Annotated in this window: 24 protein-coding genes and 1 tRNA gene; 10 read left to right on the forward strand and 15 right to left on the reverse strand. The window is 70.2% G+C overall.

Annotated elements, in window-relative coordinates:
* Positions 1-52: 52 nt before the first annotated feature.
* The 7 genes from ACWD6R_RS22805 to galU all read right to left on the reverse strand — a co-directional run bounded on the left by ACWD6R_RS22805 (position 53) and on the right by galU (position 5,487).
* A tRNA-Ala gene (locus tag ACWD6R_RS22805) sits at positions 53-126 on the reverse strand.
* Between the two features lie 88 nt (positions 127-214).
* Positions 215-1,339 carry a divisome protein SepX/GlpR gene (sepX, locus tag ACWD6R_RS22810; RefSeq protein ID WP_451820372.1) on the reverse strand — a complete coding sequence of 375 codons (1,125 nt, stop codon included), beginning with the start codon at positions 1,337-1,339 and terminating at the stop codon, positions 215-217.
* A 162-nt stretch (positions 1,340-1,501) separates the two neighbouring features.
* Positions 1,502-2,107, reverse strand: a complete 606-nt coding sequence (locus ACWD6R_RS22815; protein ID WP_451820373.1) for a GNAT family N-acetyltransferase — start codon at positions 2,105-2,107, stop codon at positions 1,502-1,504.
* 17 nt (positions 2,108-2,124) lie between these two features.
* Complete coding sequence (locus tag ACWD6R_RS22820; protein ID WP_366137741.1) at positions 2,125-2,649, reverse strand: MogA/MoaB family molybdenum cofactor biosynthesis protein; 525 nt, start codon at positions 2,647-2,649, stop codon at positions 2,125-2,127.
* Positions 2,646-3,146, reverse strand: coding sequence for a cyclic pyranopterin monophosphate synthase MoaC (gene moaC / locus ACWD6R_RS22825; protein ID WP_451820374.1), 501 nt, complete (start codon positions 3,144-3,146; stop codon positions 2,646-2,648). Before moaC ends, ACWD6R_RS22820 begins: the two co-directional genes overlap by 4 nt.
* Positions 3,147-3,269: 123 nt before the next feature.
* On the reverse strand, positions 3,270-4,580 hold the full coding sequence (glp, locus tag ACWD6R_RS22830; protein WP_451820375.1) for a molybdotransferase-like divisome protein Glp: 1,311 nt from the start codon (positions 4,578-4,580) through the stop codon (positions 3,270-3,272).
* Positions 4,581-4,584: 4 nt separating this feature from the next.
* Positions 4,585-5,487 carry a UTP--glucose-1-phosphate uridylyltransferase GalU gene (gene galU, locus ACWD6R_RS22835; protein ID WP_451820376.1) on the reverse strand — a complete coding sequence of 301 codons (903 nt, stop codon included), beginning with the start codon at positions 5,485-5,487 and terminating at the stop codon, positions 4,585-4,587.
* A 94-nt stretch (positions 5,488-5,581) separates the two neighbouring features.
* Between galU and ACWD6R_RS22840 the strand changes: the two genes are divergently transcribed.
* Positions 5,582-6,175 carry a 5-formyltetrahydrofolate cyclo-ligase gene (locus tag ACWD6R_RS22840; RefSeq protein WP_451820377.1) on the forward strand — a complete coding sequence of 198 codons (594 nt, stop codon included), beginning with the start codon at positions 5,582-5,584 and terminating at the stop codon, positions 6,173-6,175.
* Between the two features lie 52 nt (positions 6,176-6,227).
* Here ACWD6R_RS22840 and ACWD6R_RS22845 read toward each other — a convergent pair whose 3' ends face one another.
* Entirely contained in the window at positions 6,228-8,981 is a 2,754-nt protein-coding gene (locus ACWD6R_RS22845; protein ID WP_451820378.1) for a penicillin acylase family protein, read from the reverse strand.
* A gap of 243 nt (positions 8,982-9,224) precedes the next feature.
* Between ACWD6R_RS22845 and ACWD6R_RS22850 the strand changes: the two genes are divergently transcribed.
* The 6 genes from ACWD6R_RS22850 (at position 9,225) to ACWD6R_RS22875 (ending at position 15,175) form a co-directional block, all read left to right on the forward strand.
* Positions 9,225-10,730 carry a potassium/proton antiporter gene (locus tag ACWD6R_RS22850; RefSeq protein WP_451820430.1) on the forward strand — a complete coding sequence of 502 codons (1,506 nt, stop codon included), beginning with the start codon at positions 9,225-9,227 and terminating at the stop codon, positions 10,728-10,730.
* 278 nt (positions 10,731-11,008) lie between these two features.
* Positions 11,009-12,295: an MFS transporter gene (locus ACWD6R_RS22855; protein ID WP_451820379.1), complete on the forward strand. Its 1,287-nt coding sequence runs from the start codon at positions 11,009-11,011 to the stop codon at positions 12,293-12,295.
* A gap of 216 nt (positions 12,296-12,511) precedes the next feature.
* Positions 12,512-12,862, forward strand: coding sequence for an FmdB family zinc ribbon protein (locus ACWD6R_RS22860; RefSeq protein ID WP_451820380.1), 351 nt, complete (start codon positions 12,512-12,514; stop codon positions 12,860-12,862).
* An 88-nt stretch (positions 12,863-12,950) separates the two neighbouring features.
* The gene (locus ACWD6R_RS22865) at positions 12,951-13,784 is read left to right on the forward strand and encodes an S-methyl-5'-thioadenosine phosphorylase (protein WP_451820381.1); all 834 of its coding nucleotides are present in this window, start codon (positions 12,951-12,953) and stop codon (positions 13,782-13,784) included.
* 149 nt (positions 13,785-13,933) lie between these two features.
* A complete protein-coding gene (locus tag ACWD6R_RS22870; protein WP_451820382.1) occupies positions 13,934-14,521 on the forward strand; it encodes a hypothetical protein in 588 nt (195 codons plus the stop codon).
* Positions 14,522-14,662: 141 nt separating this feature from the next.
* Positions 14,663-15,175, forward strand: a complete 513-nt coding sequence (locus ACWD6R_RS22875) for a large conductance mechanosensitive channel protein MscL (RefSeq protein WP_451820383.1) — start codon at positions 14,663-14,665, stop codon at positions 15,173-15,175.
* A 1-nt stretch (position 15,176) separates the two neighbouring features.
* On the opposite strand, the gene ACWD6R_RS22880 is transcribed toward ACWD6R_RS22875, so the two are convergent.
* Genes ACWD6R_RS22880 through ACWD6R_RS22905 form a run of 6 tightly spaced genes read right to left on the reverse strand, consistent with a single transcriptional unit; the run spans position 15,177 to position 20,586 of the window.
* A complete protein-coding gene (locus ACWD6R_RS22880) occupies positions 15,177-15,404 on the reverse strand; it encodes a hypothetical protein (RefSeq protein WP_451820384.1) in 228 nt (75 codons plus the stop codon).
* 39 nt (positions 15,405-15,443) lie between these two features.
* Entirely contained in the window at positions 15,444-15,821 is a 378-nt protein-coding gene (locus ACWD6R_RS22885) for a hypothetical protein (protein WP_451820385.1), read from the reverse strand.
* Positions 15,818-16,552 (reverse strand): Rieske (2Fe-2S) protein, encoded by a 735-nt coding sequence (locus tag ACWD6R_RS22890; protein WP_451820386.1) that lies wholly within the window; start codon positions 16,550-16,552, stop codon positions 15,818-15,820. The genes ACWD6R_RS22885 and ACWD6R_RS22890 overlap by 4 nt, the downstream gene beginning before the upstream one ends.
* Positions 16,549-17,151 (reverse strand): 4Fe-4S dicluster domain-containing protein, encoded by a 603-nt coding sequence (locus ACWD6R_RS22895; protein WP_451820387.1) that lies wholly within the window; start codon positions 17,149-17,151, stop codon positions 16,549-16,551. The genes ACWD6R_RS22890 and ACWD6R_RS22895 overlap by 4 nt, the downstream gene beginning before the upstream one ends.
* 7 nt (positions 17,152-17,158) lie before the next feature.
* Positions 17,159-19,483: a molybdopterin oxidoreductase family protein gene (locus tag ACWD6R_RS22900; RefSeq protein ID WP_451820388.1), complete on the reverse strand. Its 2,325-nt coding sequence runs from the start codon at positions 19,481-19,483 to the stop codon at positions 17,159-17,161.
* Positions 19,480-20,586, reverse strand: a complete 1,107-nt coding sequence (locus tag ACWD6R_RS22905) for an MFS transporter (RefSeq protein ID WP_451820389.1) — start codon at positions 20,584-20,586, stop codon at positions 19,480-19,482. Before ACWD6R_RS22905 ends, ACWD6R_RS22900 begins: the two co-directional genes overlap by 4 nt.
* Before the next feature lie 432 nt (positions 20,587-21,018).
* Between ACWD6R_RS22905 and ACWD6R_RS22910 the strand changes: the two genes are divergently transcribed.
* The 3 genes from ACWD6R_RS22910 to ACWD6R_RS22920 all read left to right on the forward strand — a co-directional run bounded on the left by ACWD6R_RS22910 (position 21,019) and on the right by ACWD6R_RS22920 (position 24,246).
* Positions 21,019-22,206: a low temperature requirement protein A gene (locus ACWD6R_RS22910; RefSeq protein WP_451820390.1), complete on the forward strand. Its 1,188-nt coding sequence runs from the start codon at positions 21,019-21,021 to the stop codon at positions 22,204-22,206.
* 10 nt (positions 22,207-22,216) lie between these two features.
* A complete protein-coding gene (locus ACWD6R_RS22915) occupies positions 22,217-23,296 on the forward strand; it encodes a P1 family peptidase (RefSeq protein WP_451820391.1) in 1,080 nt (359 codons plus the stop codon).
* 179 nt (positions 23,297-23,475) lie between these two features.
* Positions 23,476-24,246, forward strand: a complete 771-nt coding sequence (locus ACWD6R_RS22920) for a DUF6227 family protein (protein WP_451820392.1) — start codon at positions 23,476-23,478, stop codon at positions 24,244-24,246.
* Positions 24,247-24,360: 114 nt separating this feature from the next.
* Here ACWD6R_RS22920 and ACWD6R_RS22925 read toward each other — a convergent pair whose 3' ends face one another.
* Positions 24,361-25,923: an MFS transporter gene (locus ACWD6R_RS22925; RefSeq protein ID WP_451820393.1), complete on the reverse strand. Its 1,563-nt coding sequence runs from the start codon at positions 25,921-25,923 to the stop codon at positions 24,361-24,363.
* Positions 25,924-25,935: the final 12 nt, after the last annotated feature.

The raw sequence follows: 25,935 nt of genomic DNA on the forward strand, positions 1-25,935 counted from the left end.
AAACGACGAAGTCCCGCCCGATCTTTCGATCGGACGGGACTTCGTCGTGCGGTGGACCTGTGGGGATTTGAACCCCAGACCCCCTCGATGCGAACGAGGTGCGCTACCAGACTGCGCCACAGGCCCTTGCAACGAGTGAAACTCTAGCACCCTCACAGGGGTGCTTGAAAATCCGTTCCCTTGCTGGTCAGCCGGGTCGGCGTCGGAGCGGGTCTCACTCGTTGGCGGCGCGGGGCCGTTCGCCGTCCTCGTACTGGTCGAAGAGCGGGGTTCGGCCGCGGTCGCGGGAGCGGCGGGACGAGCCGGTGCGCTGGCGCGGCGCCGGTTCGACCGGGGGTGCGGCGGGGGGCGCGGTGCCCGTATGGGTCGGCTCGGCCGTGCTGGAGCGGGCCGCGCTCCAGGTCTCCGGGTTGCCGACCTCGACGCCGCCCGTGGCGCGCGGGGCGACCGGTGCGGTGACGTACGTCGGCAGCGGGACCGGGACCGGCTCCCAGCTGTCGCCCTGGACCCGGCCGCGTTCACGCTGCTGGTCGACCCATTCCGCGTGGTCCGTCTGCTCGACCAGGGCGCGGCGGCCCGCCTCCTGCGGAGAGACCGCGGGGGCGGGCTCGGGCTCCGGGTGGCGCGCTTCGGGCTCCTCGTCGGACTCGGCGGGGGCCGTCGTCGCGGGCTGGTGCCTGCGGGGACGGTTCTCGCGCAGGCGCTGCGCCGCGACCTCCGCCCTGCGCCGGTCCATGGTGAAGACGAACCGGCGCCGTTCCTGGGCCCGCAGATGCACGATGTACATGCTCAGCAGCACGGCCGGCACCGCGGGCGCCCACAGGAAGCGGAGGCCGCCGACGGCCGCGACGACCGCGCCGAGGGTGAAGGCGAGGAAGAGGACCGAGGTGGTGCGCCGCCGGCGCGCGAGGACCTGGGAGCGCTGGGCGCGCCGGGCGCGCTCGGCGTCGGTCCCGCCGGGTCGCGCGCGCCGTGCGGGCACGGGCACGTGTACGGGTCTGTCCTGGGCCCGCGGCTCCGGTGCGCGCGCCGGGTCGTGCACCCGGGCTTCGGTGTGCGCCGGAGGCGCGGCAAAGGCCCGGACGTCCACGGAATCCATTCGGTCCGTGTCCACGTCCGGGTCGGCGTCGGGGTCCGCCTCCTCGGCGGTGCGTTCCCGCAGCTCCTTGGCGTACCGGCGCTCCATGGCCGCCCGTCCGGACAGCAGCCGGATGGCGGTGCTGAAGCGTTCCGTCGGACGGGCTTCATTGAGCTCGTCCTGCCTGCGGAGCCACATCGGCACCAAGTAGGCGGCCCAGGCCCCGACGATGACTGCGTAGATGAGGCCGCTGCTGCTCACGTCTCACACCGTAGAGGGGTTTGCACGGAGGCATCCGCCAATTGGCCCGGTGTGTCGCACGATCCGGCTGATATCGCGGACTTTTTTGTGATTGTTCAGATCAGCAGTCGGCGTTTGCGCGTTCGTTAGCGGCCACGCATCGATCAATTTCGAACACTTATTTTATTTCGTGTGGCGTTCCGGTCGTGCCTGGTGCCAGCGCCGGAGCAGTCCGTCGGGCACCTCCTCCGCCGTGAGCGCGAAGATCAGATGGTCCCGCCAGGCACCGTCGATGTGGAGATAGCGCGGACGTAGCCCTTCCTCGCGGAATCCGAGTTTCTCCACGACCCTCCGGCTGGGCCCGTTCTCCGGCCGAATGCACACCTCGATGCGGTGCAGTCCGACCGTCCGGAAACAGTGGTCGACAGCGAGCGCGACCGCGGTCGGCATCACACCGCGGCCCGCCACGTCCTGGTCCACCCAGTAGCCGACGTGGCCCGAGCACATCGACCCCCAGGTGATCCCGGCGACCGTCAACTGCCCGACCAGGCGCCCCTCGTACTCGATGGCGAAGGGCAGCATCCGGCCCGCGTTGGCCTCGGAACGCAGATGGCGGATCATCTGACGGTACGTGGGGCGCCGGGCGACCGGGCCGCCCGGGGCGGGCGGTGGAACAGTGGCCTCCCAGGGGCGCAGCCAGTCGCGGTTGCGCCGGTTGACCTCGCGCCACACGCGCTGGTCCCGCAGCTTTATCGGCCGGAGGGTGATCGCGCCGTCCGTCAGGATCACCGGCCAGGTCGGGACGTTCAGCTCGGGCTCCCGGGTCGGGGGTGGTCGCCGCCGCGGAGCTGGTCGACGGCGTGCACCAGAAGACGTTCGAGGACGGCAAGCCCGTCCCGTACCCCGCCGGTGGAGCCGGGCAGGTTCACGATGAGGGTGCCGCCCGCCACACCCGCGAGACCACGGGAGAGCGCGGCCGTGGGGACCTTCTCACGGCCCTCGGCGCGGATCGCCTCCGGGATGCCGGGGATCTCGTGGTCAAGGACGCGGCGGGTGGCGTCCGGGGTGCGGTCGGTCGGCGAGATGCCCGTACCGCCGGTGGTGACGATGGCGTCGTACCCGGCGGCCACCCCGGCCCGCAGGGCCTGTTCGACGGGGTCGCCGTCGGGGACGACCTGCGGCCCGTCGACGGCGAAGCCGAGCGCGGTGAGCGCCTCGACGATCAAGGGGCCGCCCCGGTCGGCGTAGACACCGGCCGAGGCGCGGTTCGACGCCGTGACGACAAGGGCGGTGTACGGGGCGGGCGGCGCCGCGCCGGTGGGCGCCGTCATGCGTCCGATCCCTCCGGCGCCGGGCGCCGGTAGTCGCCGGACTTGCCGCCGGACTTCGCCTCGACCCGGACGTCTGTGATAACCGCGCTCTTGTCGACCGCCTTGATCATGTCGATCACGGTGAGCGCGGCGACCGAGACGGCGGTCAGTGCCTCCATCTCCACGCCGGTGCGGTCCGTCGTCTTCACCGTGGCGGTGATCTCCACCGCGTCGTCGGCGACGCTCAGATCGACCTTCACACCGGAGACGGCGAGCGGGTGGCAGAGCGGAATCAGCTCCGGGGTGCGCTTGGCACCCATGATCCCCGCGATGCGGGCGGTGGCGAGGGCGTCGCCCTTGGGGACTCCCTCGCCACGGAGCAGTTCGACGACGCGCGGCGAGACGAGGACCCGGCCGCTGGCGCGGGCGACGCGCGCGGTGACGTCCTTCTCGGACACGTCGACCATCCGGGCCGCGCCCGCCTCGTCGAAATGCGTCAGCCTGTTCTGCGTACTCACTGAACTCCGCCTAGCGGTAGGGCGCCGGTTGCCCGCTCGGCCTGCACCGGGGTGCGGCCGGGGGTCCGAGGGGTGTCCCCGGTAAGGCACAGCGGCAGACACCGTACCGCCACCGGCCGGCGTTCAGCGGAGCAGGATCACCTCGGTGACCGTGCCGGGCTCCGCGGAGGTGACGTCCTCGGGCAGCACGATCAGCGCGTCCGCCTGGGCGAGGGCCGCGATCAGATGCGATCCGGAGCCGCCGACGGGGGTGACGGTGCCCGCCTCCGCGTCGTACGTGCCGCGCAGGAACTGGCGCCTGCCGGGCGGCGAGGAGAGCGCTTTGTCGGTGTTCAGCGTGGCCCGGACGGTTGGGCGGGTCACCTCTTCCAGGCCCATCAGTGTGCGGATCGCGGGCCGCACGAACAGCTCGAACGAGACGTACGAGGAGACGGGATTGCCCGGCAGCGCCAGCAGCGGTGTGTGCTCCGGGCCGATCGATCCGAAGCCCTGCGGCTTGCCGGGCTGCATGGCGAGCTTGCGGAAGTCGATGCCGCTGCCCGGCTCGTCCTCGTCGCCGACGGAGGACAGGGCCTCCTTGACCACGTCGTACGCACCGACACTGACCCCGCCCGTGGTGACGACGATGTCCGCGCGGATCAGCTGGTCCTCGATCGTGGCGCGGAGCGAATCGGCGTCGTCCGCGACGGCTCCGACCCGGTAGGCGATCGCCCCGGCGTCGCGCGCGGCGGCGGTCAGCGCGAAGCTGTTCGAGTCGTAGATCCGGCCGCCGGTCAGCTCCTCACCGGGCTGCACGAGTTCGCTGCCGGTGGAGATGACGACGACCCGCGGCCGCGGACGCACCTTCACGGTCGAGCGGCCGATCGCGGCGAGCAGCCCGATCTGCGGCGGCCCGATCACCGAACCGGCCCGCAGCGCCAGATCGCCGGGCTGCACATCGCTGCCGCGGGCCCGGACATGGGCGCGGGCCGCGACCGGGCGGTGGACGCGGACCTCGCCGCCCGCGACCTGCGGGGCGTCGCTGTGGGCGCGCATGGTGTCCGCCGGGCCGCCGCCGGTACCGCCGTCGGTCCACTCGACCGGGACGACGGCCTCGGCACCGGCCGGCAGCGGTGCGCCGGTCATGATGCGTGCGGCCTCGCCCGGTCCCACGGTCTGGTCGCCGGAGAGCCCGTCGCTGCCCGCCGCGATGTCACCGATGACCGTGAGCACCGCGGGGAACTCCTCGCTGGCGCCTTCGACATCGGCGATCCGGACCGCGTACCCGTCCATCGAACTGTTGTCGAAGGGCGGCAGGGCGATCTCCACCATGACGTCCTCGACGAGGACGCAGCCCTGGGCCTCGGGCAGTTGCAGCTCGATGGGTTCGAGCGGCCGCACGGCGCCGAGAATGTCTTCCAGGTGCTCGTCCACCGACCAGATCGTGCTGCTCAAAGTGCTACATCTCCTCGGTGACGTATCTGCGGAGCCAGGTCCGGAACTCCGGGCCCAGGTCTTCACGTTCGCACGCGAGTCTGACAATGGTACGCAGATAGTCGCTCCGGTCGCCGGTGTCATAGCGGCGTCCCTTGAAGACGACACCGTGCACCGGGCCGCCGATCTTCTCGTCCACGGCGAGCAGCTGCAGCGCGTCGGTGAGCTGGATCTCGCCCCCGCGGCCCGGCTCGGTCCTGCGCAGTATGTCGAAGACGGCAGGGTCGAGGACGTAGCGCCCGATGATGGCGAGATTACTGGGCGCATCGGCCGTTTCGGGCTTCTCCACCAGGCCGGTGACCCTGACGACATCGCCCTCGACGGTGGTGTCGACGGCCGCGCAGCCGTACAGATGGATCTGCTCCGGCTCGACCTCCATCAGCGCGATGACGCTGCCGCCCTCGCGCTCCTGGATCTCGACCATGCGGGCGAGCAGCGGGTCGCGCGGATCGATCAGGTCGTCGCCGAGGAGGACGGCGAACGGCTGGTCGCCGACGTGCGGTGCGGCACACAGCACGGCGTGGCCGAGGCCGCGCGGGTCGCCCTGGCGGACGTAGTGCATGGTGGCGAGGTCGCTCGACTGCTGGACCTTCTGGAGCCGGTCGGCGTCTCCCTTACGGGTGAGCGCCGACTCCAGCTCGTAGTTGCGGTCGAAGTGGTCCTCGAGCGGACGCTTGTTGCGGCCGGTGATCATGAGTACGTCGGAGAGACCGGCGGCCACCGCCTCCTCGACGACGTACTGGATCGCGGGCTTGTCGACCACAGGCAGCATCTCTTTGGGAGTGGCTTTGGTGGCCGGCAGGAAGCGGGTACCGAGTCCCGCGGCCGGAATGACAGCCTTGCTGATCCTGGGGTGCGACTGAGTCATGCGCGCAACCATAACCGGTGAGTATGGGCGGAAGATGAGCTTCCGGTTAACTTTGTACTTCTATATGCACATACGAGAGATGCGCAGGTGCACGTTGAACACCGACATGTCCGGAAAGGCCTCGCTCAGGCGTCAACTACTCGCCTCGCGAGCCCTCCTGAGCAGCGAAGACGTCGAAAATGCCGCGATGGTTCTGTCCCGGGGCGCAGTCGGTCTCACCGAGCTGGCCGGGGCCCGCACCGTCGCCGCCTATGTCTCGGTCAGGAGTGAACCGGGAACCCGCGCGCTGCTGGACGCGCTGCGCGCGCGGGGCGTACGGGTACTGCTGCCGGTGCTCCTCCCGGACAACGATCTGGACTGGGCGCCGTACGAAGGTGCCGGCCGCCTCCGCCCGGCGGGCCGCGGGCTGCTGGAGCCGGACGGTCCACGGCTCGGGCCCGACGCCGTCCTCGACGCGGACGCGGTCCTGCTGCCGGGCCTCGCGGTGGACGGACGCGGGATGCGGCTCGGCCGGGGCGGCGGTTCGTACGACCGGGTGCTGGCCCGGCTCGCAGCCGCGGGGGCGCACCCCGCGCTGATCGTCCTGCTCTACGACAACGAGGTGGTCGCGACGGTTCCCGTGGAACCGCACGACCACCCCGTGGACGCCGTGGTGACGCCGGCCGGAACGCGGCGCTTCACCGACTGAGCCCGGCCGGCACCGCGCCGGGCCCGTCCCCCGCGGTGCCGGGTCCGCCGCCCTACGACGGCTTGAGCGTCAGCGTGTGCTTCGTCGACTTGGCCACGGCGTTCGTCCCGAAGGACCAGTCGAGCAGATCTCCGTCGGCCCACTTGTCGGTCTGATCGGTGTAGTGCGCGCTGAACGCGTGACCGGACGCACCGGTGAGGTTGATCCAGCGGGACTTGTCCCAGTCCCCCACGTTGACGACCATGCGCATCGACGGGACCCAGATGACCTCGTAGCCGCCCGCCGCGTTCCAGCCGCTGGCGTTGACCGCGGCCTCGCCGCCGCCCAGGTTCCACGGGCCGCGGTTGAGGGCCCGCTGGAGCAGATCGGGGCCTTCGGTACCGAGGGTCTGGTTCTTGAGGGTCAGCTGGTGCAGCCGGCCCCAGCTCCAGGTGGAGATGTCCTTGCCGAGCTTGGCGGTCAGCTCCCAGCGGGCGTCCTTCATGGCGCGGGCGAACAGCATGTCACGGTTCTCGGTCGCCTTGTCCTTGCGGTTCTCCGGCGCCTTCCACCAGTCGTTGTTCTCGTCGTCCATGAGGTTGGCGACCACCTGGTACCAGCGGTCGCCGCCGTCCGGCTGCGCCGAGTCCGCGTCGCGCCGACCGCACTCGCGAACCGGCTTGTCCTGCTCGTCGACCGGGCCCGTGCTGTCGGCCGGGAGCACGGTGAGGCATTCACCCTTGACCCGCATCTCCTTGGGCAGCTTGTCGCCGAAGGACAGCTTCAGGATGTTGCGCCAGACCGCGTTGAAGTACGCGGCGGCCGCCGAGTCGGGCTCCTGGGTGTAGTCCCAGCCCTCCAGGAGCTTCTGCGCCTCGCGCACGCTCTTGTCGGAGACATTGATCTTCATCAGTTCGGGCACCAGCTTCGCGGCGATCTCGCTGGTGTTGTCCATCTGCATCTTCTGCATGTCTTCGGTCGAGATCTTTTCGCCGCCCTTGATCTTCGACTCGATGAGGTCGCGGATCCGCTGGCTGCGGGCGCCGTAGCCCCAGTCCTTGGTGAGCATGGGGCGGTACGTCTTCTCGTCGATGACGGCCTGGTTGGCGGTGACGATGTAGCCGCGCTTCGGGTTGTACTCGTACGGCAGCTCGTCGAACGGGATCGGGTCCTTCTTCCAGCCGTACTCCGAGGTCCAGCCGGGGCTCGGCATCGTGCCGTCGCCCGTCTTGCGGACCGGGATCTTGCCGGGGGCCTGGTAGCCGATGTTGTTCTTGTTGTCCGCGTAGATGAGGTTCTGCGAAGGCACCTCGAAGTGCTCGGCAGCCGCGCGGAAGGTGGTGAAGTCCTTGGCGCGGTCGAGCTCGAAGACGGCGTCCATGGACTTGCCGGGTTCCAGCGCGGTCCACTTCAGGGCGACCGCGTAACCGTCGGCGCGGTCCGGCGCGGCGTTGGTGACGGGGGCCTTCTGGCCGACCTTCTCCAGCTCGCTGCTGCGGTCGGAGATCAGCGGACCGTTGTTGGTCTCGCGCACGGTGATGTGCCGGCTCGCGCCCCCCGCGACCTTGATGGTCTCCTCACGGGTGACGAACGGCTTCACCTTGCCGTCGTACTGGTAGCCGTCGCCGGAGACCTTCTCCAGGAAGAGGTCGGTGACGTCGGCGCCGAGGTTGGTGAACCCCCAGGCAATGTCCTGGTTGTGACCGATTATCACGCCCGGCATGCCGGAGAAGGTGTACCCGGCGGTGTCGTACTGGCAGGTCGGCTTGATCTCCCGGCAGTGCAGCCCCATCTGGTACCAGAGCGAGGGCAGCTGCGGCGCCAGGTGCGGGTCGTTGGCGAGCAGCGGCTTGTTCGTCGTCGTATACGTGCCCGAGACGACCCAGGAGTTGGACCCGATGCCGTTGCCGTTCGGACCGAGCAGCGCGGGGATCCGGTCGAGGGTGTCGGAGAGCGAGGCGAGCTGGGTGTTCACCCCCTCGGTGGCACCCTGCACGGTGTTCGCGCCGATGCCGGAGGTCGGCGTCGCCTTCGGGTCGAACGTGCCGGTGGCCGGCGAGATCGCGCCCTCGCTGACGATCGGATCGTGCTTGTCGTACGGGTACGCCGGGTACAGGTCCTCGATCTGCTTCTTGCTGAGCCTGCTGGTCATCAGCGAGCGGTCGATCTCGTCCTGCATGTTGCCGCGCAGGTCCCAGGCCATCGCCTTGAGCCAGGCGACCGAGTCGACCGGGGTCCACGTGGTCGGCTTGTAGTCGTTGGTGAGGCCGAGCGCGGCGTACTCGACGGAGATGTCCTTGCCGTCGCGCCCCTTGAGGTAGGCGTTCACCCCGTCCGCGTACGCCTGGAGGTTCTTCTTGGTGTCCGCGGACAGGACGGTGTCGTACTCCTCCTGCGCGACCTTGCGCCAGCCCAGCGTGCGCAGGAAGGCGTCCGTGTCGACCTGCCCGGAGCCGAACATCTCGGAGAGCCGGCCGGCCGTCATATGACGGCGGACGTCCATCTCCCAGAAGCGGTCCTGCGCCTGCACGAAACCCTGGGCTCGGAACAGGTCGGCGTCGGAGTCCGCATAGAGCTGCGGGATCCCGTAGCTGTCGCGCTTGACGTCGACATTGCCGGCGAGGCCGTCGATCTTGATGGAGCCGTTCGTCTGCGGGTACGAGGCCCGCACTGTGGTTACGGACCAGAACGCGCCGTAGCCGATACCCGCGACAAGCGCCAGCACCAGGACGATCACGATCAGGCGGGCGCGTCGCCCCTTCTTCTTGCCGGTCTTCTCACCGGCAGAACCGGAAGAGCCGGAAGAGGCGGTTGTGTTGGCGGGCATCGCTGTCCTTCGAGGGGCAGGGTGGTCCTGGGAGTGCAGGAGCAACCATAGGCGCAGCACCGAAGCGGGTCCGACGCGGTATCGGGATACATCGAATCGAAGAGCGATCGCACGAACGCTCGAAGCCGTCAAGAAAGCGTTAAAGATTAGGTAAGGTAACGAAGTACCGGCCGCCGGAAGACGATTCGGCAGGCGTACGCAGGGAAGGAACGGCCACTGACTGTCCACGCGCTCAACGAACTCCTGCTCGTCTGCTCGCTCGTACTACTCGTCGCCGTCGCGGCGGTACGCATCTCGTCCCGCAGCGGGCTCCCCAGCCTGCTCCTGTATCTCGGCATCGGGATCGCCATAGGGCAGGACGGGATCTTCGACGTCAAGTTCAACAATGCCGAACTGACCCAAATGTTCGGCTATGCCGCTCTTGTCGTGATCCTGGCCGAGGGCGGCCTCGGTACGAAGTGGAAAGAGATCAAGCCGGCGCTGCCCGCCGCCGCGATGCTGTCGACCGTCGGCGTCGCGGTGAGCGTGGGCGTCACCGCGGCAGGGGCGCACTATCTGGTCGGCCTGGACTGGCGACAGGCGCTGATCATCGGCGCGGTCGTCTCGTCGACGGACGCCGCAGCCGTCTTCTCCGTGCTGCGCAAGGTGCCGCTGCCGGCCCGCGTGACCGGCGTGCTGGAGGCCGAGTCCGGCTTCAACGACGCCCCCGTGGTGATCCTGGTGGTGGCCTTCTCGACCAAGGGACCGGTCGACAGCTGGTACCTCCTGGTCGGCGAGATCGCCCTGGAACTGGCGATCGGTGCGGCCGTCGGCATCGCCGTCGGCTGGCTCGGCTCGTTCGGACTGCGTCATGTGGCCCTGCCCGCGTCCGGTCTCTACCCGATCGCGGTGATGGCGATCGCCGTGGCCGCGTACGCGGCGGGCGCCATGGCCCACGGCAGTGGCTTCCTCGCCGTCTATCTGGCCGCGATGATCCTCGGCAACGCCAAGCTGCCGCACTGGCCGGCCACCCGCGGCTTCGCCGACGGGCTCGGCTGGCTGGCCCAGATCGGCATGTTCGTCCTGCTCGGTCTGCTCGTCACACCGCACGATCTGCTCGACGACTTCTGGCCCGCGGTGGTCGTGGGTCTGGTACTGACCGTGGTGGCGCGCCCCATGGAGGTCTTCATCTCCCTGATCCCGTTCCGGATGTCCTGGCAGGAGAAGGTCCTCATGTCATGGGCGGGGCTGCGCGGCGCCGTACCCATCATCCTGGCGACCATTCCGATGGTGTCCGGGATCGAGGGCTCCACCCGGGTCTTCAACATCGTCTTCGTGCTCGTCGTCGTATACACCCTGATCCAGGGACCGACGCTGCCCTGGGTGGCGAAGGCCCTCAAGATCGCCGAGGACCCGTCCGAGGCCGCCGACCTGGGCATCGAGTCGGCGCCGCTGGAACGGCTGCGCGGTCATCTGCTGTCGGTGGCGATCCCCGCGAAGTCGAAGATGCACGGCGTGGAGGTCGCCGAACTGCGACTGCCCGCCGGCGCCGCGGTCACCCTGGTCGTACGGGAGGACAAGAGCTTCGTCCCCGCGCCGTCGACGGTGCTGCGGCGCGGGGACGAACTGCTGGTCGTCGCGACCGATCCGGTACGCGACGCGGCGGAGTCGCGGCTGCGGGCAGTCGGCGAGGGCGGCAAGCTGGCCAGCTGGCTGGGGACCGACGGGGGCAGCAGAGGGACCAGCAGCGGCGCGAGGGCCCATCACTGACCATCCGAAGCGCACGACCAGGAGTCTGCGCACAATCGCAGGCAGACGAGCAATCCTGCCTGTAGTATGAAGGAAACCTGATCGACCAACTCTGCCTGATGCAGAGCTGGCGCGACCGTATGGCGGTCGTGGCGTCCTCCGCCTCTGCAGCGAGCGCCCGGCATCTACCGCAGTTCCGCGCGAAGAAGACAGCTCTCGGCAGCCCCCGTACGGGACCGGCACCCAGCAGGTGCGGACCGGCGGGGGCACCGCTACCAGGCGGCAGAAAGGCATGGACCGTGGCGTCCACGGTCTCCGACCGCCCCGGTTACCAGCAGCTGCTGCGCACCCCGGGTGCGTGGACCTTCCTCCTGCCGGGCTTCGCGGCACGGCAACCCTTCGCCATGCTGACCATTGGCATCGTGCTGCTGATCCAGCACACCACCGGTTCGTACGGCAGCGCGGGTGCCGTCGCCGCTGTCACCGGCGTCTCCATGGCGCTGTTCGCACCCCAGAGCGGCAAGCTCGCCGACCGCATCGGCCAGCGCGCCGTACTGCTGCCGGGCGTCCTCGTGCACGTGGCGTCCGTATCGGCACTGACCGCACTCGCCCTGGCGGACGCGCCGCTGTGGCTGCTGTTCCTGGCCGCCGTTCCGACGGGTGCGTCCATCCCCCAGGTCGGGCCCATGGTGCGGGCCCGCTGGGCGGCCCTGCTGGGCGCGGCGCCGGGCCGGAAGGCCTCGCCGCTGATGTCGACCGCCGCCGCCTTCGAGTCGGTGACGGACGAGTTCACCTTCGTCATCGGGCCGGTCCTCGCCACCGCGCTGTGCACCGGCGTGCACCCGGCGGCCGGGCTGATCACGGAAGCCGCGCTGACGCTGGCGGGCGGGCTGTTCTTCGCGGCGCAGCACCGCACCCAGCCCGCGGTCCGCGCCGCCGCGGCCGGCGCCTCCGGACAGCGCGTCTCCGCTCTGTCCGTGCCGGGCGTACGGGTGCTCGCGGTGGCCTTCCTCGGGATCGGATCGGTCTTCGGCGGCATGCAGGTCTCGCTGACCGCGTTCGCCGAGGAGATCGGCCGGCCCGGCGCGAACGGCCTGCTGTACGGGATCTTCGCGGCCGGCAACATGCTGGCCGGGATCGCCTGCGGCGCCATCGCCTGGAAGAGCGGGCCGCGGCGCAGGCTGATCGCCGGGTACGCGGCGCTGACGCTGACCGCCTCGGGGCTGTGGGCGGTGCACTCCGTGCCGCTGCTGGCCGGGCTCGGGCTGCTCGTCGGGCTCTCCATCGCACCCGCGCTGATCAGCGGATACACGCTGGTCGAGACGCTGGTCCCGGCGTCCGCGCGGACCGAGGCGTTCACCTGGCTGACGGGCTCGATCGCGCTCGGCCAGGCGGCTGGGGTGACCTTCGCCGGACGGCTCGCGGACGCCCACGGCGCGAGCACCGGCTTCGTGGTGCCGCTGGTGGGGACCGTGCTGGCACTCGTGACCCTGGTGACGCTGCGTTCGCGGCTGACACCGGCCCGCGCGACCATCATGGCCGCACGCGGCTCGGTTCACCGCGATCCTGTCGCGGCCAGAAAGTGACGATTCATGCGCTCGCTCGCTCAGCGGAATACGTCAGTGTGACTCCTCCGCCACATATGTGGCAGCTTTTCGCTCAGGCCAGCGGCCCTCACGACGGCCAAGCCCTGACCGCTGCCCTTCAGGCAGGTGACAGGCGTTACTGCAAACAGCGGCCCGTAGCAGCTACCATTGAGGATTGTTAGCACTCATCGAGTGAGAGTGCCAGGAGGAAGACAAGTGCCGACCTATCAGTACCAGTGCACCGAATGTGGCGAGGGCCTCGAGGCGGTGCAGAAGTTTACCGATGACGCTCTGACCGTGTGCCCGAACTGCGAAGGACGTCTGAAGAAGGTGTTCTCGGCGGTCGGCATTGTCTTCAAGGGTTCCGGTTTCTACCGGAACGACAGCCGCGGCTCTTCGTCGAGCAGCGCGCCGGCGTCGGCGTCCGCGAAGGCATCCGGTTCCGCTTCATCGACTTCCTCGACGGGGTCGGACGCGAAGTCGTCCGCTTCCTCGTCCTCCGCTTCCTCGTCCTCCTCCTCGTCGTCGTCCTCCGCGTCGTCGTCGAGCGGTACGTCGGCTGCCTGAGCCGAGGTACGCACCACGCTTCACCGAGGACCCCGCCGATCCGTTCGGCGGGGTCCTCGGCGTTTCCCGCCCCCGCTAGTGTGATCGCATGGTGAACGCAGAGATCGGTGTCATCGGCGGCTCGGGCCTGTACTCCTTCCTGGAGGACGTCACCGAGGTTCGCGTGGACACCCCGTACGGACAGCCGAGCGATTCCCTCTTCCTCGGCGAGATCGGCGGCCGCCGGGTCGCCTTCCTCCCCCGCCACGGACGCGGCCACCATGTGCCGCCGCACCGGATCAACTACCGCGCCAACCTGTGGGCGCTGCGGTCCGTCGGCGTACGTCAGGTGCTCGGCCCGTGCGCGGTCGGCGGGCTGCGCCCGGAGTACGGACCGGGGACGCTGCTCGTACCGGACCAGATGGTGGACCGCACCAAGGCCCGCACGCAGACGTATTACGACGGGGAGACCCGGGCGGACGGGGTGGCGTCGAACGTGGTGCATCTGGGCTTCGCCGACCCGTACTGTCCCCAGGGGCGCAAGGTCGCGCTGGCGTCGGCCCGCGGCAGGGGCTGGGAGCCGGTGGACGGCGGCACGCTCGTCGTCGTCGAGGGGCCGCGTTTCTCGACCCGGGCCGAATCGCGCTGGCACGCGGCGATGGGCTGGTCCGTGGTCGGGATGACCGGGCATCCGGAGGCCGTGCTCGCCCGCGAACTGGGGCTCTGCTACACGACGATGACGCTGGTGACGGACCTGGACGCGGGTGCCGAGGCAGGCGAGGGCGTCTCCCACGGGGAGGTGCTGAAGGTGTTCGCCGCCAATGTGGACCGGCTGCGGTCGGTGCTCTTCGACGCGGTGACCGCGCTGCCCGCGGAGGGGGATCGCCACTGTCCCTGTGCGCATGCGCTGGACGGGATCGAGACGGGGCTCGAACTGCCGTAGGAGGGTGCCCCGATGGCGGGTGGGTGACGGAGTTGTCCACATCGCGGGGGCTGTCCACAGGGCTCAGCGGGAATCTCGCGGAAGGCGGAGAGTGAAGGGCGTCGGCGTTCGTCCGGACTCCGCGCTCCTCACGACTGGTGGTGTTGGCCATGTTCCCGCCCGCTTCTGTGACCTCTTCCTCGTCTCATGTACGCCCGTCCGTCCCGGGTCCGCCGGTGTCGGCGCCCGCGCCCTGCGGGGTGCCCTCGTTCGCGCCGTTACGGGTGCGCGGGGGCGGGGGGCGTCGGCTGCGGCGTGCGATGTGGCGGCAGCGTCGCGCGATGGCGGCCGGGCTGGCGCTGACGGCTGCGGCGCTGGCCGCCGCGGGATTGGGCGGCGGTGAGGCGCCGGGCGGTGCCGGGGGCGCGGCAGGTGCCGGGCCGGGAGTGAAGCGACGGCCGGTTCCGCTGGTGTCGGCACCGGTCCGGATCGCGGATGCGGCAACCGTCCGGCTGCTGCGCCCCGGCGACCGCGTCGATGTGATCGCGGCAGAGGGCGCCGGGGCCGATGCCAGGGTGGTGGCGAAGGGGGCCCGGGTGGCGGCGGTGCCGCGGGCGCCGGCCGACGGCTGGGCCGAGGATCCCGCGGGAGGTCCTGCGGCGGGCGGCGCGCTGGTCGTACTGTCCGTGCCACGGAGCACGGCCGCGTCGCTGGCCGGCGCGGGGATCTCGGCCCGGCTGGCGGTGACCCTGTGCTGAACCCGACCCACCGCCCTCTGCGCACTGATGCGCCGTCAAGCAACCGGCCCGGAGGCATGGATCGGGTGGTTCTGTCTCGTACTGCCCCAGGTTGCGGAACGGTTCGCTCCCCCTGCGGCCCCCGCGTCGGAAGACTCACTCGTGAGCGAGAAGAAGAAGGCCGGCCCGGGGGAGGGCTTCAAGGCCTTCCTGCTGCGCGGCCATGTGATCGACCTGGCGATCGCGGTCGTCATCGGGGCCGCATTCACCAACATCGTGAACGCGATTGTCAAGGGCGTCATCATCCCGCTCGTCGGCGCGTTCGGCACCAAGGATCCGGAGAGCTTCGGCTCCTGTCTCAAGGGACCCTGCGTCACCGACCCGAAAACGGGCGAGACGACCGAGGGCATCCGGATCCTGCGGGGCTCGGTGCCCAGCGCCACGGTCAGCTTCGTGATCACAGCGGCCGTCGTCTACTTCCTGATGGTGCTGCCGATGGCCACGTACCTGGCCAAGCGGGCGGCCATGCAGGCCGCCAAGGACGGTGTGCAGGAGACGCTGGAGGTCAGCGAGCTGGAGGTGCTGAAGGAGATCCGCGACGCGCCCGTATCACAGCGCGGCGGGCCGACGGGCGAGGGCCGCGGTCAGGACCCGGGGCGCGGGCACGACGAGTAGCTCAGACGTGGTGGGGCGGCTTCTCGTCGAGGAAGCGCGCAAGGTCGGCGCAGCCGTCGCCGACCGGGGCCCGCTCACCCCACCCTCGGTCCGTATCGTCCGCGGACTGCTGGTCCAGTGGATCGTCGAAGATCAGAGCCGGCTTGGGCTTCCTCTGTTCCGGTTGTACGGGGTGTGCCGGCTGTGTCGGTTTCGAATCGCGCGGTCCGGAGGCGGGGGCGGTGCTCATATCTCCAGGGTACGGCGGCTCTCCCGGGTACGGCAGCGGTCAGCGATCCTTCGGGTCGAGCATCCAGAGCCCGAGGACGACGGCGAAGGACAGGCAGAGGAAGCCTGCGCCCCACCAGGCCGTTGCGGTGTTGCCCTCCATCCATTCGTCGACGATGACCGTCAGGCCCCAGAGCTGGCCGATGACCACGGTCATGGCGAGGGTCAGCCGAGCCGTCAGCTTCGCGGAGCGCTCGGGCTCCTGGTCGGTTCCCGCTCCCGGGCCTGGACCGGTGTGGCGGACCCGGGGGTCGCCGTAGCCGCTGGTGGGGCGGATCTGCGGATAGCGCTCATGGACAGGTCGGTTCAGCTCCGGTCGGGCACTGCCCGGGTGGTACTCCGGGTATTCCGGGTCGGCGTACTGCTGGGCGTCGGTCATGTGCGCCTGCCCGGGGTCTCGGCTCCAGTGGCCTCGGCACGGAACGCCGCCACGCCTCCGGCGCGGGCGCCCGGGGCATCGGCTCCGGGGCCGTCGACGCCGCCCCTGACTCCGGGACAGCCGATCCGGGAGGCGAGGTCCGGGCGTTCGTCACTGATCCGGCGGCACAGGCTGTGTTCGACGCTCTCGCCGGAGCGAGTGGTGCCGATGGCCCAGATGCTGCCGTCGGCCTGCTCGGTGAGCACCACCTTCGGCAGCGCACGGGGCGGTGGACCCGCGGTGACTTCTCCGGTACGGGCGTCGAAGACGCCCTCGTGGCAGGGGCAGTAGAGCTCCCCCTCCGCACCGCGGTCCTTGCGCCAGAGGACCGCGCAGGCGAGATGGGTACAGATCGCGGAGTAGCCGACGAGGGTGCCGTCGTCCAGCCGGACGGCGACCGCCTTGTCCTCCTCGTCCGGGTAGCTGAAGGCGAGGGACTCGCCGGGCAGGAGTTGGGCGGCGATCCTCCTCGGCCCGGGCGCCTTGCCGTCCTCGGGATCCCCGTGGCGCGGAAGCACCCCGGAGGCCACGCCGAGCCCGCCGACCGCCAGCCCGCCGGAGACGGTGGCGACGATCCGGAGGTAGTCGCGCCGGGTGGTGAGGGAGTCGGCGGCGATCCGGTCGCGCAGGGCATCGCGCGGGTCCCCGCCGGGGTGGCGGTCCCCTGCGGGCGGCTGTTCGGTGACGCTCATCGGCGGACGTCCTTCCCGTTGATCTCGACGACGGGAAGGCCGCCGGGCACCGGCCACTGGACCTTGTCGGCCGGGACGACCATGGCCACGCCGGTGCGGACCTCGCTCTCCCCGAAGGTGAAGGTGTCGGCGACCTGGACGCCGGGCCGCTCGGCCTGGAGTTCCTCGACCGTGCCGTAGAACAGCGCCCCGGTCGGGCACACGGTGGCGCACATGGGGGCGAGACCGTAGGCGGTGCGGTCGTAGCAGAGGTTGCACTTCATCTGTAGCTTCGCCCGGAGGTCGATCTTCGGTACACCGAAGGGGCAGGCGTTGACGCAGTTGGCGCAGCCGATGCAGCGGGTGGTGTCGGCCTGCTGCACCACACCGTCGGCGGTGACCAGGATCGCGTCGGCGGGGCAGACCTCGGCGCACGGGGCGACCGGGTCCTCGCAGTGCATGCAGACCGTCGGAAGGGAGGCGACGGAGTGGCCCTCGTCGGTGTAGTCGAGGTGGATCATCGATGTGCCGCGGTGCGAGTCACACTCGCGGCAGGCGGAGACACAGGCCTGGCAGCCGATGCAGCGCCCCGGGTCGATGAAGATCGTTCTGCCCATCATGCGGGCCTCAGCCCCTCTCCGAGGTGCCACGGCCCTGCGGGGCGGTGGGTGGCAGCGGGTCGGTACGGGAGAGCTGGGTCCCCGGACAGGCGACTTGGCCGAGGGCGACGGGTGGTGCGGGGACCTCGTCGATCCTCTCGGCGTGTTCGATGCGGCAGGCGCACACCTTGTACTCGGGGATCTTGGATCTGGGGTCGAGGGCGTCGATGGTGAGGGCGTTGGCGGCGGTGGGGACCGGCCAGTGGTACGGGATGAAGACGGTGTCGGGGCGGATCGCCTCGGTGACCAGGGCGGGGAAGACCTCGCTGCCGCGCCGGGTGACGACGCGGACCGGTTCGCCGTTGCGGAAGCCGTGGGAGGGGTGGATCTCGGCCCAGGGGCGCGGGGCCTGTTCGACGAGGGCGCCCAGCCGGCGGGTCTGATTGCCGGAGAGGAAGTGCGCGACGGTGCGTCCGGTGGTGAGCGACATGGGGTGCTCGTCGTCGTACGGGTCCATCGGCGGGTGCCAGTCCACGACCTGCAGATGGATCTTGCCGTCGGGATGGTAGGTCCGGCCGTCCTCGAAGAGACGGGGGGTGCCGGGGTGGTCGGTGGTGGGGCAGGGCCAGGCGATGCCGCCGGTCTCCTCCAGCCGTTCGTAGGTGATGCCGTAGTAGTCGTTGACGGTTCCGGCGGAGGCGATCCGCAGCTCGTCGAAGACCTCGCGTGCGCCGGCGAACGCGAATTTGTCGCCGACACCGAGCCGTCGGGCGAGTTCGCACATCACCCAGGTGTCGGTCCGCACCCCGGGGGGCGGGTCCTGGGCCTTGTTGTGCTTGACGACGCGGGCCTCGGCGTTGGCCATCACCCCTTCGTCCTCGGCCCAGGTGGTGACGGGGAAGACGACATGGGCGTTGACAGCGGTCTCGGAAAGGAAGAAGTCGAATTGGGCATGGAACTCGGTGGCGTCGTACCCCTCCTTGACCACCTTGTAGTTGGGCAGGGAGACGAAGGGGTTGTTGCAGATGCCGATCAGGCCCCGGATCTCGCGGCGCTGCATCTGCCAGACCATTTCCATCATCGAGGTACCGGCGGGCGGGAGTTCGGACTCCTCGATGCCCCAGATCTCACAGATCTGCCGGCGGTGCTCCTCGTTCGTGATCGAACGGCCGCCGGGGAGGAGGTCGGACTTCTGGCCGTGCTCGCGGCCGCCCTGCCCGTTGCCCTGGCCGGTGAGCGTCCCGTAACCGGCGCCGGGCTTCCCGATGTGGCCGGTGGCGGTGCAGAGGTTGATCACGGTGAGGCAGTTCTCGACCCCCTGCGAGTGGTGTTCGATGCCGCGGGCGTGCCAGGCCATGGCCTTGGGGGCGCGGGCGAAGGTGCGGGCCACCTGGACGATCTGTTCGGCGGGGACGCCGCAGATCTCGGCGGCGCGGGACGGCGGGTACTCGGCGGCCTTGGCCCTGACTTCGTCCCATCCGGTGGCGTGGGCGGCGAGATAGGCCTCGTCGGTGAGGCCCTCCTCGATGACCACGTTCAGGACGGAGGTGAAGAACGCCGAATCGGTGCCCGGTTTGAGGGCGACATGGATGTCCGCGGTGCGGGCGATCGCTGTCTCGCGTGGGTCGATGACGATCAGACTGGCGCCGCGGTCCCGGGCTCCCCACACGTACTGGGTCATCACGGGGAAGCACTCGCCGACGTTGGATCCCGCGATCAGCAGGCAGTCGGTGAGCAGGATGTCGGAGAACGGGTTGCCGGCCCGGTCGATACCGAAGGCGAGCTTGTTGGCGCCCGCCGCGCTGACCATGCAGAGCCGGCCGTTGTAGTCGACGTGCCGGGACTTGAGGGCGACCCGGGCGAACTTGCCGACCAGATACGTCTTCTCGGTGAACAGGCTGGCTCCGCCGAGGAGCCCGAAGGCGTCTCTCCCGTAGGTCTGCTGGATGCGCTTGATCTCGGAGACCGTGAAATCGAGTGCCTCGTCCCAGGACACCTCGCTGAAGGGTTCGTCGCGGGAACGGCGCATCATCGGGACGACGAGCCGGTCGGGGTGGTTGACCTGCTGGTACGCGTTGATGCCCTTGGGGCAGAGCCGCATCCGGTTGATGTCGTGGTTGCGGGGTTCGACGCCGAAGACCTTTCCGCCGCGGTCGACGCGCAGATACATCCCGCACTGGACGCCGCAGAAGCAGCAGTGGGTGGGGACGAGGGTCTCGCCGTTCTGGTCGGCGTGCCACTGGTCGGCAGGGATGCCGCCCGCGTCCCGGAAGGCCCGGGTGCCGGGCGGGGCGAGGGACGGGTCGAGCGGGACGGCCCTACGGGGGTCGTCGGCTCGCGGATCCGCGGTCACTTGAAGCCCTTCTTCACCTGGGAGAGGTAGGCACTGCCACGCAGGACCCGCTTGCAGCGCGGGCAGTATTCGGCCCACTCGTCGAAGCCGAGGCTGAGATCGCGCATGGTGCCGCGGAGGTTCTCGACGTACGGGCCGGTGTCGATGGGCTCCTCGCAGCGACGGCAGCTGAAGATCTCCTGGTCCTGCAGGCCGGTGTACTTGAACAGCTGCATACCGACCGCGGCCGGGCGCTGGACGATGTGGAAGAACTTCCCGAACGGGATGTAGACGAGGGTGAAGACCACCGACACCATGTGGAGGATCGCCAGGAATTCGTATCCGCCGCCGTGCAGGAAGATCGACGAGAAGGTGAGCAGCAGACCGGTCACGGAGATGACGATCAGCGCGATCAGCGGCACCAGGTCGTAGGCGAAGCGCTGGCCGGTGATGGCGCCGCGGTCCTTCATCCGGCGCCACAGGAAGTACGAGGCGCCGGGGATGACCAGCACGGCGGCGAGGTCGAGGCCATGGAACATCAGCCAGCCGAGGACGTTCAGCGAATCGAAGCCGATGATCTTGAAGCCCCAGATGCGCATCTCGTAGCCGGGGCCCGAGCCGTTGCCCGAGGTGAAGGTGAACCAGCCCCAGGTCAGCGGGAAGGTGATCAGCGAGGCGAGGATGCAGCCCCAGAAGATCAGCTGGTGGGCGGCCCAGCGGGCATGGGAGCGGGCGCCGAGGAACTTCTGGAAGCCCAGATAGGTGGCGATCATCTTCGGCAGGGCAGTGGGGGCCCTGCGGAAGTTGGCCATCGAGAAGAAGCTCCGCCGGCCCTGCCGGAACAGGCGCCGGGCGCCGGGCGCGGAGACCCAGACCGTGTAACGGTAGGCGACACCGAAGGCGAGGAAGACCGTGGCGACCGCGTACGGGAGGAGGGCGGAGTCGAAGTTCTCCAGAAGCCGGCTGCCGAAGACGATCGCGAGGATCAGCAGGGCGCAGACGACGACGCCGGCCGCGGTCGCGCGGAAGGTGACGGACATGGGAACGCCGGCATTGGCACCGTCCGGGGCAGGCGGTGCGGCTGCCGGTGCGCCTGAGGCTGCGGCTTCTGGTGGCTCGGTCACTCGGCCACCGTAGGGACGTATGGGGTCATTAGTCCTGTTTTAGTCAGCGGTGGGGTGAGCCCGTCGCCCGGACGGCGCGCAGCCGGGCTTTCGGGCGGCGCGCAGGCCGTGCGACGCGAAGGGACGACGCGGACGGTGGACCTCCTTGGCCCGCGCCTTCCGACGTCGTCCGTACGCCTCTCCATCCGCTGCCTTCCTTGCACTCCCGGTGTCCGCCGATCAGGGCCCGCACTGACCCTCGACGCAGGATCCGACGTTCCGGCCGGCACCGCCCGGCTCCGGGCTTCACGCCCCTCACACCTGCGGTTTCGTTCGGGACTGTGGACCACCGTCCACTGGTGAATGCATGCGCAAGAATCTCCGGGAGGCTTTCCCCGATCGGGCTGCGCGTCCCGGCGCCCGCCCTCGGGGCGGTCTGCTGTGCTGGGACGCATGCCCCGGATGACTGCTCGCAGCCGCACCGAGGAACACCGCGCCTCGACCCCGCTGGAGCTCTTCTTCGACCTGTGTTTCGTCGTCGCCGTCGCCCAGGCGGGCGGCCGTCTCGTGCACGCCGTCGCCGAGGGGCACCCCGGCACCGGGATCGCCGGCTATCTGGCGGTGTTCTTCGGGATCTGGTGGGCCTGGGTCAACTTCTCCTGGTTCGCCTCCGCGTACGACACCGACGACGCGCTGTACCGCGTGGTCACGTTCGTCCAGATCGCCGGCGTGCTCATCTTCGCCGCCGGGGTGCCACGCGCCTTCGACAACGGGGACTGGGCGCTCGGCGTCATCGGATATGTGGTGATGCGGCTCGCACTGACCAGCCAGTGGCTGCGCGTGGCCCACCGCACCGAGGGCGCGGAGCGCACGGTCGCACGGCGGTACGCCACCGGCATCGTCCTGGTCCAACTGGGCTGGATCGGCATGCTGTTCGTGCCCGCCGGTGCGAACGGCGCCCGCAACGCAGTTTTCGTCGTGCTCGCCCTGTGCGAGCTGGCGGTCCCGGCGATCGCCGAGCGCGACCTCGGGACGAGCTGGCATCCGCACCACATCGGCGAGCGGTACGGGCTGTTCACCATCATCGTGCTCGGCGAGACGATTGCCGCCGCGACGGTCGCCGTCCAGGAGGCGGCCGACGAGCACGAAGCGCTCGACGAACTGCTGCCGGTCGCCGCGGGCGGGCTGCTGCTGGTCTTCGCCGCGTGGTGGATCTACTTCGCCGTGCCGATCCACAGCTATCTCCGCGGCAACAGGCAGGCGTTCGTCTGGGGATACGGCCACTACGTGATCTTCGGCTCCGCCGCCGCGATCGGCTCGGGCATCGAGGTCGCGGTGGAGGAGGTCATCGGCAAGGCGCATGTGTCGACGACGGCCGCCTCGGCCGCTGTGACGGTCCCCGCCGCGGTCTATCTGCTGACGGTGTGGCTGGTCCACGCCCGCCACTTCAAGCGCGACCTCGCGGAGCAACTGCCCCTCCCCCTGGCCGCGGTGGCCATCCTTGGCTGTACGTTCGCCGGGGAGTGGGCGGTCTTCGCGGCCGGTCTGGTGGCGGCCGCGACGGTGGCCGTCGGGGTGTCGCTGTCGCGGCGCCCGGCACCGGGCGCACCGGCCGCCGCGGTTCCGCCGAACCGGATGTGAGGAGCACGGGATGACCGGACAGGATGCACAGTTTCCGCTTTCACCGGCGGCAGGGGCGGTGGACGCGCTGACCGATGTCGCCGGGCTGCGCGTCGGTCATGCGCAGGTGCCGGGCGACGGCGCACTGAGCGGCACCACTGTCGTCCTCGCCCCCGAGGGCGGCGCCGTCGCGGCTGTCGACGTACGCGGCGGTGGCCCCGGCACCCGGGAGACGGACGCACTCGACCCGCGCAATCTGGTGCAGCGGATCGACGCCGTCGTCCTGACCGGTGGCAGCGCCTACGGTCTGGACTCGGCGTCCGGCGTGATGGCCTGGCTGGAGGAGCAGCGGCGGGGTGTGCGGGTCGGCCCCGATCCGTCGCAGGTGGTGCCGGTGGTCCCGGCCGCGTGCATCTTCGACCTGGGGCGGGGCGGCGACTGGCGGGCCCGCCCGGACGCCTCGACCGGCCGCGCCGCCGTGGAGGCCGCAGCCGGTACGGAGTCGGGGGCCCCGGTCGCGGAGGGCGGGGTCGGTGCGGGTACGGGCGCCGTCGCCGGTCAGCTCAAGGGCGGCGTGGGCACGGCGAGCGTGCGGCTGCCGTCCGGAATCACGGTCGGCGTGCTGGTCGTGGTGAATGCGGCGGGCTCCGTGGTCGATCCGGTGACCGGGGTGCTGTACGGGGAGTACGGCGCCGCGGAGCCGCCCGTGCACCCCGCGGCGGGGGTCCACGAAACCGCCGTGCGCCGCCTGGCCGAAGCACGGGAGGCGAACGCGCTCCCCACGCTCAACACCACGCTCGCCGTCGTCGCCACCGACGCGGATCTCACCCGGGCGCAGGCACAGAAGCTCGCGGGCACGGCGCACGACGGGCTGGCGCGCGCCGTGCGGCCCGTACATCTGCTGACCGACGGGGACACGGTCTTCGCGCTGGCCACGGGCGAGCGCCCGCTGCCGCAGGAGAACCCGATCACTCTGAACGAGCTCCTGGCAGCGGGCGCGGACACCCTGACCCGCGCCGTCGTGAAGGCCGTACGGGCGGCGGAGGGCGTCGACCTGCGCCCGGACGCGGGCGTCCACCCCTCGTACAGCGATCTCTACGGCCCCCGCTGACCCACCCGCCGCAGTCGGGCGCCCACCGACTCGCCATCCGCAGAAGGAAGTTCGGACGAATCGCCAGGAACCTTCCGCACGCGTCATACGTTTTCAGGAACCCCGGTCACGATGTCGGACCCAGGGACTACGTTAAGCACGCATCAAGTAACACGCGGCGACGGCCTGGAGACAGCACCTTGAGCGATCCGTACGAGACAACCGAGCAGCATCTCGACCGACTCCTACGACGGGCACTCAACTCTTTCGACCTGCCCGACTGCACGGTCGAGCAACTCGGGACCGCGCTGGCCCACAGCAGCTCCCTGCACTCCTCGCACCACAGTTCCGTGCTGCATCGCGAAACCTACCGGCACACGTACCTGCTGGCCGACGGCTCCGCGCTCACCTTGTGGGAGCTGGTCCACAGCACCGCCGGGGACGCGGCGGACCCCCGGTCGCGGAGGCAGCCCGTCCCCCAGCACCACGAGTTGTACGACGACGAGGCGGACGTCCATGTCGCCGCTGCCCGGCTGTCCGGCAGCTTCTCCGACGTACCCGCGTTCGGCGAGGACGGCCCGCAGGCCGACCTGGAGATACTGACGGTCCTGATGGCGGCTCCGCCGGCCCCGCTGCCCCGGATGTACGCGCCGGACAACTCCGCGGACCACGCCCGCCGGGTCCTGCGCCGCGCGGAGAACAGCGACGGCCCGGGCGAGGAGACCGCGCGCCTCCTGCGGGCCGCCTTCGCCCACCACATCACCCAGATCTTCGGCAGGCAGTGCCGGGTCGACGGGCGGGACGCCGGCTTCACGCTGTACGAGCACGCATTCCTGCTCCTCGACGGCAGTGAGGCGAGCCTCTGGGAGGTCGAGCACACGGCGACGCCGGACGGTCGCCACATGTGCGAGGTGTACGGGGCCGAGAAGACGGCACGCGAGGCGATGGAGAGCCGTACGCGCATCTGCTGACCGCGGCGCTGCCCGCCGCCGCCCGTTCGCCGAGGGACGCTGCCGCCGAGCCGCACGCAAAGGTGCCCGCACCCCCGAGGGGGTGCGGGCACCTTTGCGTGCGGGCAGACACCTTCAGGACGTCAGCACGGGCTCCTTGGCCACCTCGCCCGGCACACCGTCGGCGTCCTGGACGTCCTGGACGTCCTCGCCGCCCTCCACGTGCTGGCGCGGCCGCGCGGGCAGCGCGAACATCACCAGGAAAATCACCGCGAGCACTCCGGCCACCCACCAGAGCGAGTGCTGGAACGCCTCGGCGAACGCCGGACCCACCGCGTCCGGCGCCAGCCGGTCGCTGATCGACCCGAAGAAGACGACCGAGACGAGTCCGAGCCCCAGCGCGTTGCCCATCTGCTGCACGGTATTGATCAGCCCGGACGCCGACCCCGAGTGCCCCTTCGGCACCTCGGACAGCACCACGTCCGTCAGCGGGGCCACGATCAGCCCCATCCCGATCCCCATGACCACCAGCGGCAGAGCCATCTGCCAGGACTCGATGGACATGCCGTACCGGTCGGACTCCCAGATGTAGAGCAGCACCCCGGCGACCATCAGCAGCGCACCCGCCTGCAGCACCTTGCGGCCGAACCGGGGCACCAGCTTCTGTACGGAGATCCCAGCGGCGAACGAGACGGCGATCGAGAACGGGATGCCGGTCGTGCCGGCCCGCAGCTCGCTCCAGCCGAGACCGATCTGCATGTACAGGGTCCAGACCAGGAAGAAGATGCCGAGGCCGATCCCGAAGGTCAGCTGGACGGCGATGCCCGCGGCAAAGCTCTTGACCCGGAACAGCGAGATTTCGACGAGCGGCGAACCGTCCTTGCGCGCCTTCCCCCGCTCGAACAGCACCAGGACCAGGAACACCAGCACGCTGCCGATCATCGACGCGTACCCCCACAGCGGCCAGCCCAGCTCGCGCCCCCGGGTCAGCGGGTAGAGGAGCATCAGCAGCCCCAGCGTCACCAGTGCGACACCGACCAGGTCGAGGCGGAGCGCCTTCGGAGCCTTGGACTCGGTGATGAACTTCCGGCCCAGGACCAGCCCCGCGATGCCGACCGGCAGGTTGATCAGGAAGATCGGCCGCCATTCCAGGCCGGCGATGTTCCACTCGGTGAGCAGCGCGCCCAGCAACGGTCCCAAGACCGCGCCGAGACCGACGATCGCACCGAAGAGGCCGAAGACCTTGCCGCGCTCGTGCGCCGGGAACGTGGCGTGCACGATCGACAGCACCTGCGGGACCATCAGCGCCGCCGTCCCACCCTGCAGGATGCGGGAGGCGACCAGCATCTCCGGGTTCGCGGCGAAGCCGCAGAGCGCCGAGGCCAGCGTGAAGCCGCCGATGCCGATGAGGAAGAGCCGCTTGCGGCCGTAGATGTCGCCGAGCCGGCCACCGGTGATCAGACCGGCCGCGAATGCCAGGGCGTATCCGGCGGTGATCCACTGGATCGAGCTGAACGAGGCGCCGGTGTCCCGCTGGATGCTCGGGATGGCGATGTTGACGATCGTGACGTCGACCAGGTCCATGAAGGCCGCGGTCATCACGATGGCGAGCGCGAACCACCGGCGCCGGTCCGACGGATCCGAGGACACCGCGGGAGCGGCCGCCGTGGACGGCAGAGGGGATTCGGAAGAATTCATACGACGAAGTTA

The organism is Streptomyces sp. NPDC005151 (genome assembly GCF_053599875.1).